Origin of the sequence: Amycolatopsis sp. NPDC057786 (genome assembly GCF_042797905.1) — a bacterium.
In the GTDB taxonomy this organism is placed as follows: domain Bacteria; phylum Actinomycetota; class Actinomycetes; order Mycobacteriales; family Pseudonocardiaceae; genus Amycolatopsis.
Map to the genome: position 1 here is coordinate 1 of NZ_JBHVKW010000162.1, position 12256 is coordinate 12256.

12 protein-coding genes are annotated in these 12256 nt (G+C 69.5%); 7 read left to right on the top strand and 5 right to left on the bottom strand.

Annotated elements, in window-relative coordinates; genetic code table 11:
* The first annotated feature begins 246 nt into the window (after window positions 1–246).
* On the top strand, window positions 247–1107 hold the full coding sequence (locus ACFVM3_RS40535; RefSeq protein WP_378445091.1) for a dienelactone hydrolase family protein: 861 nt from the start codon (window positions 247–249) through the stop codon (window positions 1105–1107).
* 35 nt (window positions 1108–1142) lie between these two features.
* Here ACFVM3_RS40535 and ACFVM3_RS40540 read toward each other — a convergent pair whose 3' ends face one another.
* A complete protein-coding gene (locus ACFVM3_RS40540; RefSeq protein WP_378445092.1) occupies window positions 1143–3482 on the bottom strand; it encodes an ATP-binding protein in 2340 nt (779 codons plus the stop codon).
* 83 nt (window positions 3483–3565) lie between these two features.
* Between ACFVM3_RS40540 and ACFVM3_RS40545 the strand changes: the two genes are divergently transcribed.
* Window positions 3566–4075, top strand: coding sequence for a hypothetical protein (locus ACFVM3_RS40545; protein WP_378445093.1), 510 nt, complete (start codon window positions 3566–3568; stop codon window positions 4073–4075).
* On the opposite strand, the gene ACFVM3_RS40550 is transcribed toward ACFVM3_RS40545, so the two are convergent.
* Entirely contained in the window at window positions 4072–4536 is a 465-nt protein-coding gene (locus tag ACFVM3_RS40550) for a cupin domain-containing protein (protein ID WP_378445094.1), read from the bottom strand. The genes ACFVM3_RS40545 and ACFVM3_RS40550 overlap by 4 nt on opposite strands.
* A 79-nt stretch (window positions 4537–4615) precedes the next feature.
* On the opposite strand from ACFVM3_RS40550, the gene ACFVM3_RS40555 reads away from it, so the two are divergent.
* Together ACFVM3_RS40555 and ACFVM3_RS40560 are read left to right on the top strand one after the other, a co-directional pair.
* Window positions 4616–5065 (top strand): MarR family winged helix-turn-helix transcriptional regulator, encoded by a 450-nt coding sequence (locus tag ACFVM3_RS40555; RefSeq protein ID WP_378445095.1) that lies wholly within the window; start codon window positions 4616–4618, stop codon window positions 5063–5065.
* A gap of 51 nt (window positions 5066–5116) precedes the next feature.
* Window positions 5117–5734 carry a carbonic anhydrase gene (locus ACFVM3_RS40560; RefSeq protein WP_378445096.1) on the top strand — a complete coding sequence of 206 codons (618 nt, stop codon included), beginning with the start codon at window positions 5117–5119 and terminating at the stop codon, window positions 5732–5734.
* 341 nt (window positions 5735–6075) lie between these two features.
* On the opposite strand, the gene chrA is transcribed toward ACFVM3_RS40560, so the two are convergent.
* The 3 genes from chrA to ACFVM3_RS40575 are packed head-to-tail and all read right to left on the bottom strand — an operon-like array spanning window position 6076 to window position 8428.
* On the bottom strand, window positions 6076–7263 hold the full coding sequence (chrA, locus tag ACFVM3_RS40565; protein ID WP_378445097.1) for a chromate efflux transporter: 1188 nt from the start codon (window positions 7261–7263) through the stop codon (window positions 6076–6078).
* On the bottom strand, window positions 7260–7643 hold the full coding sequence (locus ACFVM3_RS40570) for a VOC family protein (RefSeq protein WP_378445098.1): 384 nt from the start codon (window positions 7641–7643) through the stop codon (window positions 7260–7262). The genes chrA and ACFVM3_RS40570 overlap by 4 nt, the downstream gene beginning before the upstream one ends.
* A complete protein-coding gene (locus ACFVM3_RS40575; RefSeq protein WP_378445099.1) occupies window positions 7640–8428 on the bottom strand; it encodes an ArsR family transcriptional regulator in 789 nt (262 codons plus the stop codon). Before ACFVM3_RS40575 ends, ACFVM3_RS40570 begins: the two co-directional genes overlap by 4 nt.
* An 83-nt stretch (window positions 8429–8511) precedes the next feature.
* Between ACFVM3_RS40575 and ACFVM3_RS40580 the strand changes: the two genes are divergently transcribed.
* From ACFVM3_RS40580 to ACFVM3_RS40590, 3 genes are all read left to right on the top strand, one after another.
* On the top strand, window positions 8512–8736 hold the full coding sequence (locus ACFVM3_RS40580) for a three-helix bundle dimerization domain-containing protein (protein ID WP_378445100.1): 225 nt from the start codon (window positions 8512–8514) through the stop codon (window positions 8734–8736).
* Window positions 8737–8799: 63 nt separating this feature from the next.
* Window positions 8800–11094, top strand: a complete 2295-nt coding sequence (locus tag ACFVM3_RS40585; RefSeq protein ID WP_378445101.1) for a phosphoketolase family protein — start codon at window positions 8800–8802, stop codon at window positions 11092–11094.
* On the top strand, window positions 11091–12185 hold the full coding sequence (locus tag ACFVM3_RS40590; protein WP_378445102.1) for an acetate/propionate family kinase: 1095 nt from the start codon (window positions 11091–11093) through the stop codon (window positions 12183–12185). The genes ACFVM3_RS40585 and ACFVM3_RS40590 overlap by 4 nt, the downstream gene beginning before the upstream one ends.
* The last annotated feature ends 71 nt before the right edge of the window (window positions 12186–12256 follow it).

The window sequence follows — 12256 nt, forward strand, 5'->3', positions numbered from 1 at the left end:
CACGTGGCGCCACGAACGCGTGTCGCGAAAGCCACTTTCGGGACATCAGACGTCGCGAAAGTGGCTTTCGCGACACGCCGCCTCCGGCAACCAGGACGGATCTCACCATTCACGACCGCCGAATCCACCTCAGCGTGACAATTTTCCGCGTCTCCGTAGTTTCCACGACGCGCGTCTCCCCGGAATCCCGCTATATCTGGGAATCCGTTCCGGCCTCGGAACGGTTCTTCCGAGAGGACATACGCGATGAAGCGTGGAACACAGTGGGGCGCCGCGGTTCTCAGTGCGGTGACCGCACTTGTCGTGGCGGCGGTACCGGCCGTCGCCGAAGAGAGTCCTTATGCCCGCGGCCCGGCGCCGACGAAAGCCAGTATCGAAGCGGATCGCGGCACGTTCCAGACCGCCACCGAGAAGGTCCCCGCCGGGCAGGGTTTCGGAGGCGGGACGATCCACTACCCGACGGCCACCGGCCAGGGCACGTTCGGCGCGATCGCGATCGCGCCCGGCTTCCTGGAGTCGGAGGCGGCGATCGCCTGGTACGGCCCGCGGCTGGCCTCCCAGGGTTTCGTCGTCATCACGTTCTCGACCAACAGCGCCTGGGACACCCCGGACAGGCGCTCCGACCAGCTGCTCGCGGCACTGCGTTACGTCACCGATTCGAGCCAGGCCAAGAGCCGTGTCGACCGGAACAGGCTGGCCGTCATGGGGCATTCGATGGGTGGCGGCGGGGCGCTGATCGCGTCCCAGAAGGCGCCCACGCTGAAGGCTGCGATCCCGCTGACGGGCTGGAATCCGAACACGACGTTCTCCGACCTGAAGGTCCCCACCTTCGTCGTCAGTGCCCAGAACGACTTCATCGCGCCGGACGGCTCCCATTCCCGGCCGTTCTACCAAAGCCTTCCCGCGTCGCTGGACAAGGCGTACATGCTGCTGGCCGGGGCCGGCCACATGGCGCCCACGAACCCGAACGTGACCATCGCGAAGTACAGCCTTTCGTGGCTGAAACGCTTCGTGGACCAGGACACCAGATACGACCAGTTCCTGTGCCCGCTTCCGGCGAACGACCCGAAGATCGCCGTGTACCAGGGAACCTGCCCGCTCGGCTGACACTGGGCGTCCCGCGGCCGCTGTGCTCCCCGGAGTCACAGCGGCCGCTGCTGGACCCAGACGGCCAGCTGGGTCCGGTTGACGAAGTCGAGCTTGTGCGAGATGTGCTGCAGATGCGTCTCCACCGTGCGCCGGGCGATGACCAGTCTCGCCGCGATCTCCCGGTTGCTCAGCCCGTCCGCGACCAGCCGCGCGATCTCCGATTCGCGGGGCGTCAGCGGTGCGAGCACGGCCGGTTCACCGACGGGCACGGACGGCGGATCGCTCAAGGCGTCATACGGGCTCCGCCGCCGTCCCTCGGCGAACGTGGCGTCGAACCGCGCCTCCCCCAAGGCATCCCGGGTGGCCTGGCGGAACATCCGGTGGCTCAGGGTGACGGCCACGTCGGGCTCGGCACCGCAGCGGTCCCACAGCGTGGCGGCGGTCCCGAACAGCTCCGCCGCATGGACCCACTCCTCGCGCCGAGCGGCCACCCAGGCCAGACCGTCCACCCGGTAAGCCGCGGACAGCACGTCGGAGGCGCGGAGGTCGATCTCCAGCGCGGCACGGATGCACCGTTCGCCTTCGTCGAGATCTCCGCCGAAACAGACCTCGGCGACTCCCAGCCCGAACAAGGCCATGGAGCGAAACCGGTACTCCCCCGCCTCCTCGCACAGCCGGCGCATCGAGCCCAGCAGCACCCGCGCTCCCGGGAGATCGCCTCGATAGGCCTGAGCGACCCCCTGGATGAACATCGGATGCATCTGCCGTCGTACGTCGCCGCGCTCACCGAAGATCCGAACGGCCTCCGCCGCACGGATCATGCTGTTCGGCTCGGTCGCCAGCATCCTCACGAAGGCACTCGCGTGCGCGATGTAGGGAGCGGCGTCTTCGTCGTCGAGCGCCTCGGCGGCGGCCAGCCGCCGCCGAGCACGCGGCAGATCCGCGTGCAGCGCGGCGCACAGTGCCGCGATCGCCAGCCCCCTGGCCCGTCCCCGGGTCTCCGGCGGCGCCGCGTCGAGTGCGCGATCGATCCAGTCCCGCAGTTCCCATGCCGCGCCGCGGGCCACCCAGTATTCGATCGTGCCGGTGGCCATCTCCAGCGCCACCGGGCTTTCGCCGGGGGTGCGAAGCGACCAAGACAACGCTTCCCGGATGTCGGCGTGGGCGGCCGTCAGGCGCTCGAAGGCCTCGTCCTGCCCCGGTCCGAACCAGGCGTCGGCGGCCTGGGCGATGAGCCGGGCATAGTGGTCGCGGTGCTTCCTCGCCACGGTGAGCTCGTCGCCGGAGTCGGCGAGCTGTCGTCCGCCGTATTCACGGAGGAGCCGGAGCATCCGGTAGTGGACCTTGTCCGTGCCGTCGACGCGGGCCAGCACCGACTTGTCGACCAAACCGTCCACCGCGTCCAGCACGGCCAAGGAGTCAAGCTCGCCTTCCCCTGCACAGACGGCCTCGACTCCCGCCAGATCGAACTGCCCGGCGAACACCGAACAGCGTGCCCAGACGATCCGCTCGGTCTCGGTGCAGAGAGAGTGACTCCACTCGATCGTGGCGCGCAGCGTCCGATGCCGCTCGACCGGCATCCGGAGGCCGCTCGCCAGCACCGCCGAGTTCTGCTCGACCCGGTCGGCGATCTGCGACGGCGACAAGACGCGGATCCGGGCCGCCGCCAGTTCGATCGCCAGCGGCAGTCCGTCGAGGCCACGACAGAGTCGGACGACGTCCGCGACGTTTCCTTCGGTGACCTCGAACGCGGGCAGGACGTTGGCGGCACGCTCCGCGAACAGCCGTACCGCGCCGAACGCGAGCGCCGCTTCGGGTGTGCCGACCTCGTCGTCGGGCACGGCCAACGGCGGGATCGTCAGGACCTGCTCACCGGCGAGCCCCAGAGAACAGCGGCTGGTGGCCAGGACCACGAGGTCCCGGCAGTCGCGCAGCAACGCCGTCACCAGGTCCACGCTGCCGTCGCGGAGGTGCTCGCAGTTGTCCAGCAACAGCAACGACCGCCGGGGGCGCAGATACGCGACGACGGCGTCCAGGTCGGTGTGCCCGGCCGTGTCGTGCAGGCCGAGGCTGTCGGCGACCGCGCGCGGGACGAGCCGTTCGTCCCGCAACTCCCCCAGCCCGGCGACCGCGACGCCGCCGGGGAAGTCCCGGGTGAGCGAACTGGCCACCTGGGCGGCCAGCCGGGTCTTGCCCACCCCGCCGGCGCCCGTCAAGGTCACCAGACGCCCCTCGCCGATCAGCCGCCGGACCTCGTTCTCGTCTTCCGCACGGCTGACGTAACTCGTCAGGGGCCGCCGCCGGACCTCGCTGTCGCTCGTCATGTCCTCATCACCCGCCGAACCGTCGATCTCCCATCGAAGCATGCCCGCCGGGAAGTGTGGGCTGTTCACACCACGGCCCGGACCCTGCCGCATAATGCCCCGGATCGGTTGACCTCGCGGAGCGACGGCCAGAGAGGCAGGTGGGACAGTCCATGACCGACCGGCCGGCCATCGCCAGGGAGCAGGCCGAACACACGCTCGGCCCGAAGGTCGCGAAACGACTCGGCACGTTCGACAACGGGACCCTTTACGTCTCGGCGGGCGGGTGGGCCGAACTGCTGGCCTGGCTCGTGGACTTCGCCGTCTACCTGCTGGGTGCGGCAGCCGGGTTCGTCGTGTTCGCGGTCGCCACCCGAAACAGCGCACTCCCCGACAGCGCGGCCCTGCTGACCCTGCTCGGCCTGCTGATCGGTGTCCCGGTGCTCTACGGCCTGTTCTTCGGCGACGGCCGTGTTCTCGGCGCCGCGCTCACCGGGACCCGGCTCGTCCGGATCAAGGACGGCGGGCGGATCGGCGCGGCGGCCTGCTGGGCCATGCTGGTACGCACCCTGCTGTTCCCCCTGCTGCTCGTCGCGATGGTGCTCGCCGGCTCGGGCGGTGTCGGTTCGGTCAGGAGGGTCAGCATCGACGAAGAGGCCACCCGGCGGCTCCATAGCCGCTAGGCGGCGTCCCACTCCGGCGCGTCGACGAAGTGGACGTCGTACCGCTCGTGAAGGCGCTCGACCTCCTCCGGCGCGACGTTCCCGCGCAGAATCTCGGGCAGGACGCGGAAATAGCCGAACCGGTCGACACCCGGTGTCAGCGTGATGAGGACGTCCGCGGCCCGCTCCGGCGGCGCGGCGAACGCGTGCCGCACACCCGGCGGGATCACCACGTAGCCACCACGCTCGACCGTGACCGTTTCCGTGCCCACCAACATGCGTAGCGCCCCTTCCAGCACGTAGAAGGCTTCCGCTGATTTCTTGTGATAGTGCGGTTTCGTGCCGGGTTCACCGGCTCGGAGCGACAGCCGGTTGGCACCGAGAAACCCGCCCGTGTGCTCGCCGTCGGCCAGCAACCACAACGCGGGCTTCTCGATGAACTCCGCGTCCTTCTCCTGCATCACCCAGGCTTCGTTCGCCATCGCGTTCCCCATCTAGTTGAAGTCTTCAACCAAAGCTAGACCGAAGTGGTTGAAGCCGTCAACTGTTACGGTGTGAGCCGTGACCGACTGGCTCGACACGGAACAGCAGCGCGACTGGCGGGCGTTCATCGAAGGCTCCGTGCGCTTCATCGACCTGCTCGACCGGCGGCTGCGCGAGGAGCATGGCCTTTCCCTGGCCGAATTCGAACTCCTGGTGCGGCTGTCCGAAGCCACCGGCCGGTCGATGCGCATGGCGGACCTCGCGAAATCGGCGTACTACTCGCGCAGCCGGTTGTCGCACCGCGTCAGCGGACTGGAGACCCGTGGCCTGGTCCGGCGGGAATCGACCGCCGACGACGGCCGTGGTGTGCGGGCGCGGCTCACCGACAAGGGCTACGAGACGCTGCTGCACGCGGCGCCGGACAATCTCCGCACCGTGCGCGACCACTTCGTCGACGTGATCGCACCGGAAGATCTCCGGGCCGTCGGCCGCGCCATGCGTGCCGTCTCCGGACGGCTCGATCTGTGACGTGTGTCCGGAGAGCTGCCCGTCATGGCGCCACCCGGTAATGTCCCGATCATGAGCGACGCGCCGCCGACCCCCTCCGAGGCCTTCGACCTTCTGCTCACCGGTAACCGACGCTTCGTCGCCGGCACCCCGGAACACCCGAACCAGGACGCGGTACGCCGCGCCGAAACGGCGCCCGAACAAAGCCCGTTCGCCGTCCTCTTCGGCTGTTCCGACTCGCGACTGGCCGCCGAGATCATCTTCGACCGCGGGCTCGGCGACCTGTTCGTCGTCCGTACCGCGGGCCACGTCGCCGGTTCGGAGGTGCTGGGCAGTATCGAGTACGCCGTCAGCATCCTCAAAGCTCCCCTGGTCGTCGTCCTCGGCCACGACTCCTGTGGCGCCGTCGCCGCGACCCGCGCGGCGCTGACCGACGGACTCGGCACCAACAGCTTCGTCCGCGACGTCATCGAGCGGGTCACCCCGAGTGTCCTCGCCGCCCAGGCCGCCGGGCTGACCGAGAACGACGACATCATCGACGAGCACATCCGCCACACCGTCGACCTCCTCGTCGACCGCTCCAGGCTGCTCGCCGACAAGATCGAGGCAGGCAAGACCGCCGTCGCCGGGCTCTCGTACCACCTGGCCGACGGCAACGCGCGGGTCGTCACCACCCGCGGGTTGGACTAGGCGACGTCCTGCAAGGACGCCATCGCCGACCCACTGTCCACAGAGGCCTCTCCTCGGAAGGGCGGCGCCCGATCAGGCCGGTTTGAGTGGTTTCACGAAGGGGGCGTGCTCGGCGGCGGAGTGAAGGCTCCCTTCGTCGCGTCTGATGCGGTGATGGGAGCCTTCGGCCCTGGTCGCGAGTGGCGTTTCGGCTTAGAACCCGAAACGCCACTCACGATCCACTTGAAAGCGTGCATATAAGCATCGATCGGACATCCAGCCCGACGCAGTGTCCTTTGTGGACAGGTGGGCCGGCGAGGGCGTCCGCCTGGCCGTGCAGGCGGAGCGAGTCGCGGGTTGGGCTAGGCCGGTAACAGCGCTCCCGCCAGCGCGAGCACGGTTCCGGCGCCGGCCGCGACCAGGATCGTGGTCACCACCCCACGCCGGAACACGAACAGCAGGACCGCGGCGCCGGCGAGTACGGCGTACTGCCATGGCCGGGTCAGGCTGAGCGCGAGCGGGATCGCCGAGCCGAGGATGGCGCCGACGGCGGCCGGGCCGGCGCCGTCGAGGAACGCCCGCACGTTCGGGTTGCCGCGCAGGCGGTCGAAATGCTTGGCACCGAAGAGAATGAAGAGAAACGACGGGGTGAAGGCGACCAGCGAGGCGAGGATGCCGCCGGCCAGCCCCGCGGCGGCGTAGCCGACGACGGCGACGGTCTGCACCACCGGGCCGGGGGTGACCTGGCCGAGCGCGACCGCGTTCAGGAACTCCCCCGCGGTCATCCAGCCATAGGTGTTCACCGCGTCGTCCTGCATGAGCGGGATGATCACGAAACCGCCGCCGTAGGACAGCATCCCGACCTTGAGCGCCACCCACGCCACCGACGCGAACACCCCGGCACCCGCGGCCGCGGCGGCCAAGGATTTGACGGGGACGGCGAACAGGGCGGCGGTGGACTCGCCGCGGCGTGCGCGGCTCACGGTCAGCTCGATCAGGCCGCAGCCCAGCAGGACGAGCACCAGCCACGGACCGACCAAGGCGGCCGACGCGACCCCGGCGACGACGTACAGCGCCCAGCGCACGCGTCCCGTGGTGGCCGCGCGCCGCCATCCCGCCGGGATCAGGCCGACACCCGCGTGCACCGCGACGGCGGCGACGGCCGCTCCCGCTCCCGCACCGGCGCCACGGACCCACGCGGGCGGCGACCCGGTGAGGAACAGCGCGGCCAGCGCCAAGATCACGATGAGACCGGGCACGATGAACGCCGCGCCGCCGACCAGCGCCCCCGCGCGGCCGCGCACCCGCCACGCGGTGAAGATCGCCAGCTGCGTCGACGCCGGGCCGGGCAGCAGGTTGCAGGCGGCGATCGCGTCCTCGAACTCCTGATCCGACAGCCAGCCCCGGCGCTGCACGCACAACTTGCGGAGCAGGGCGATATGGGTGGGCGGGCCGCCGAAACCGACGCAGCCGATCCGGCCCCATTCCCGCAGGACGGTTCCCAGGCCAGGCGCGGCGACGGCGTCCTCAGTGGACTCGCGCGGTGTCATCGGGCCGCGGGCTGGAACAGTTCGACCGGATTGCCGGCCGGGTCGTCGAACACGATCTGACGGCCGCCCGGTCCGGTCACGACGTCACTGCGGAACTCGACGCCCGCCACACGCAGCCTGGCGACTTCGGCGTCGATGTCGCCGACGATGAGATGGATGCGGTTCCAGCCGCCCGGCGACGGTTTGGTCCCGTCCGGCATCGGACGGCCCGCCGAACTCGCCGGACCGCTGAGCAGCAGCCGGAGATTCCCGCGCACCACGTCCGCGAACGCGGGCAGCACACTCGAGCGCACGGTGAAATCCAGGTGCCCGGTGTAGAACTCGACGGCCGCCTCGACGTCGTCGACCAGGTAACGCACACTCACCAGGTCCGAAGTCATACCTTTTTCACCTCATCGTTCAGGTTCTTCACACCGAGCCGGGCGGTCAGGAACCCGATCCGGCGGTCCAGTTCCGCGGCGAGGCGACGGAACGCCGGATAGGTCTCGCCCGCGTCGTCGATTTCCTTCGCCGGGTCCGGCAGGCTCCAATGGACGACGCGCGGATGCCCTGGGAACTCCGGACAGACCTCGCGAACCCGGTCGCAAAGGCTGATCACCCAATGGAATCGCCGGTTCCGTAAACCGTCCACATGGGACGGCTCATGGTCGAGGACGATGCCGCGTTCGGCCAAGGCACGCACGGCGTCCGGATGCACCGATTTGGGATGACTGCCCGCGCTGGCCACCTCGACCATCGAACCGGCCCGGTGCCGCAGCAGCGCTTCGGCCATCGGCGACCGTCCACTGTTCCCGGTGCACACGAACAGCACCTTGAGCCGGGAGCCGACCCTCTTCGCGTCCACCGGATTCGGTACGAGAGCGGGATGCAGCGCACCCCCCGCCTCGGCGAGCGCGTCCGCGCACCGCCCCAGGTCGAGGTGGTAGTAGGTGTCACGACCGTCGAAACTACTTCTCCGCGCACTGACCAGCTCCGCGGCCCGCAGCTTGCGCAGGTGATAGGACACCAGGTTCTGCGGCTGCCCGACCAGTTCCACCAGCTCACGCACCCGGCGGTCGCCATGGGACAGCTCGCGCAGCAGCCGCCAGCGCAGCGGATCACTCGCCAGCCGTACGAACGGCGGCGGCTCGAACATCTCGACGGTGGCCACGCGGTGAAGATACATCAATCCAGGTTGATATATCTAGACCTCGGCGGACGGGGCCGTTATCGTCGTGCGGTGCCGTCTCCCGAGATCGTGGAGTTGTCATGACCGCGGACCCGCCACACCTGCCACCCAGCGACGAAAACCTCGAGAAACTGATCGACGCGCTGACCGAGCGCTTCCCCGCCGAGCGCGGGGAGGTCGAAGCGATCGTCCACCGGCATTTCACCGAACTCAGCTCCCACGCCCCGGTGGACGCCTATCTCCTCCAGCTGACCGAAGGCAAGACCGCGGACGAACTTCGCGCCCGCTACCCGGCTCATCACTGAGCGGATCGGTTAGACAGCCCGGCGCCGGGTACTCCTCCGAAAAGTCTTTCGGAAGGAGTACCGGTGCCTGGCGGAACAGAGACGCTACGGCGATACCGGCGGGCGTGCGACTACCTCGCCGCGGCGATGATCCACCTCAAGGACAACGTCCTGCTCCGCGAGCCGCTACGGCCTGAGCATCTGAAGCCGAGACCACTCGGGCACTGGGGGACCTGCCCCGGCCTGACGCTCGTCTACGCCGGGCTGAATCGCCTCGTTTCCGAGACCGGGCAACGGACTCTGCTGATCACCGGGCCAGGCCACGGCGCGCCCGCCATCCACGCCAACCTGTGGCTGGAGGGGACCCACGCCGAATACGACCCGCGGCTGTCCCTCGACGAAGGCGGAGTCGCCGAACTCGTCAAACGGTTCTCCTGGCCCGGCGGCTTCCCCAGCCACCTCTCCCCTGAGGTCCCCGGCGTCATCCACGAGGGCGGGGAGCTCGGTTACGCGCTCGCGACCGCTTTCGGTGCCGCGTTCGACGATGCGGGCCTGCTGGTCGCCTGCGTGATCGGCGACGGGGAAGCCGAAACGGGGCCGACCGCCGCCGCCTGGCACAGCCCCAAGTTCACCGGCCCAGGTGACGGCAGGGTGCTGCCCATCCTGCATCTCAACGGCTACAAGATCGCGTCACCGACGATCTATGAAGCGATGTCGGACGACGAACTCGTCGCGTACTTCACCGGCTGCGGCTGGAGCCCGATCCTGGTGGACGTCCGTGGCAGCGAAGATCCTGACACCCCGCTGATCGAGGCCCTGACCAGGGCATACGGACGCGACACGGGCCCGCCGCCGATGATCGTCCTGCGGAACACCAAGGGTGCGGGCCTGCCGTCGGCCACACCGGACGGGACTCCGCTCGAAGGCACCTTTCACGCCCATCAGGTCCCTCTGTCCGGCGCCGCGGACGATCCGCGCGAGCTCGCCGCGCTGGAACGGTGGCTGCGTTCCTACCGGCCGGAGGAGCTCTTCGACGAACGCGGCGTCCCCGCGGCGGACATCCTGGAAGTCCCGCCGCCCCCGGAGTTGCGGCTCGGCCGGGTCCCGCAGGCCAACGGAGGACGGCTTCGCCGCGACCTGCCGCTGCCGGACGTCGCGAAGTACGCCGTCACCGTCGACGAACCCGGCTCCTCCGACGCCAGCGCTCCCGAAGTGCTGGCCGAATGGCTGGCGGAGCTGGTCCGGCGTGCGCCGGACACGTTCCGCGTGGTCTGCCCGGACGAACTGGAGTCCAACAAACTGGGGGCGCTCCTCGAAGCGACACCGCGGCAGTTCGACCGCGAGGTTCCCGGGTACACCGAACACCTCGGCCCGCGCGGCCGAGTGCACGAGGTGCTTTCGGAACACCTGTGCCAAGGGTGGCTGCAGGGCTACCTGCTCACCGGACGCCACGGCCTGTTCCCCTGCTACGAGGCCTTCGTGTCCATTGTGGACAGCATGGTGAACCAGTACGCCAAGTTCCTGAAGATGTCGGGCGAGGTCCGCTGGCGCGCACCGGTGGCGAGCCTGAACTACCTGCTCACCAGCGACGGCTGGCGCCAGGAGCACAACGGCTACAGCCATCAGGGTCCAGGGTTCATCAACCAGATGCTGACCAAGAAGGCCACCACCTCGCGGATCTACCTCCCGCCCGACGCGAACACGCTGCTGGAGACGATGCACCGCTGCCTCGGCTCGACCGAGCTGATCAACGTGGTCGTCGCAGGCAAGCAGAGCGGGCCGCAATGGCTGTCACCCGACGAGGCCCGCGCGCACTGCCGGGCCGGCGCCGCGACCTGGCCATGGGCGGGCAACGGTGGGGACACGGCCGACGTCGTCCTCGCCTGCGCCGGAACGACACCGACCGTCGAAACCCTCGCCGCGGCCCAGCTGCTGCGCGAAGAGGCGCCGGACCTGCGTGTGCGCGTGGTGAACGTGGTCGACCTGCTCTCGCTCAGCCCGCCGGACCGGCATCCGCACGGGATGTCCGATGAAGCGTTCGACGACTGCTTCGGAGCGGAAATCCCGGTGGTGTTCGCCTTCCACGGTTACCCGTCCGCGGTGCACGAGGTGCTGCACGGACGCCGCGAAACCGACCGGTTCCACGTTCACGGCTACCTGGAGGAGGGCACCACGACCACACCGTTCGACCTCCTCGCGAGCAACCGGATGACCCGTCACGACCTCGCCGCCGACGCCGTCCGCCGCGCGGCGGGCTGGGCATCGACGGGCGGCGACGTCGCCCGAGACCTCGTGCGACGTCGGGACGCCGTCCTCGAACAGTCCTATCAGGACGGTCAAGATCCGGCGGAGATCACGGGATGGCGGTGGCGGCCATGAGGATCCTGACCGTCAATCCCGGCTCGGGAAGCCTGCGGCTGCACGTGGTCGACCACGAGGACGTCGTCGACTCGGCGGAGATCGGAAAGCCGCCCGCCGACGCCATCGAGGACGTTCAGTCCTTTGTGGAGGGTTTTTCGGTGGACGCCGTCGCCTACCGGCTCGTCCACGGCGGGCCCGCGCTCGTCTCCCCGTCAGTGGTGGACTCCCGCGTGCGGGAGACGATCGCGAAGGCGAAATCCCTTGCGCCGGAACACGTTCCGAACACCGAAGCCCTGCTGGACCGGCTGACCGGGCTGCTGCCGGACGTGCCGCACGTCGTCTGCCCGGACACCGCCTTCCACCGCGGCCTGCCGGAGGTCGCGCGGACCTATCCCCTGCCCGCGCGCTGGCGTGAACGCTGGGGCCTGCGCCGCTACGGTTTCCACGGGCACTCGTTCGCGTGGGCGGTACGGCGTGCGGCCGAACTGCTCGGCCGACCGGCGTCCGAGCTGAACCTCCTCGTGGCGCATCTGTCCGGTGGCAGCTCGGTCTGCGCGATCTCCGGCGGGCGCAGCGTCGACACGTCGATGGGCTTCACCCCGCTCGAAGGCACGATGATGGCCAAACGGTCGGGCAGCGTCGACCCCGGCATGCTGCTGTGGCTCCTGCGAGAAGGGCACGTCACCGTGGACGAGCTCGAAGACGGCCTCTATCACCACTCCGGGTTGCTCGGCTTGTCCGGAACCTCGGACGACACGCGGGACCTGGTCGAGGACAGCCGGTCCGGCGATGTCCGGGCACAGTTCGCCCTGGCGGTGTTCGAACACCGCGCCCGTCGCGAACTCGCGGCCGTCGCGGCGAGCCTCGACCATGTCGACTCGCTGGTGTTCACCGGAGACATCGGCTGGGACCAGCCCGAGGTCGCCGAAGCCATCGCGCGCGGCCTCGGCGTGCTCGGGATCCAGGGCGGTCTCTCGCGCGAACGGTCCCGGGACGCGGTGATCAGCGACCGGGACGCGCGGATTCCGGTTTTGACGGTGCGGTCGCGTGAAGAGCTGTCCCTCGCCGCCGCGGCGGCCGCCGTCGTCGGGTCAGGGCCGGCTGCCTGAGCCGCCCGGACCGCTTTGCCGGTGGTGTCGCGAAAGCCACTTTCGGGACGTTTGGTGTCCCGAAAGTGGCT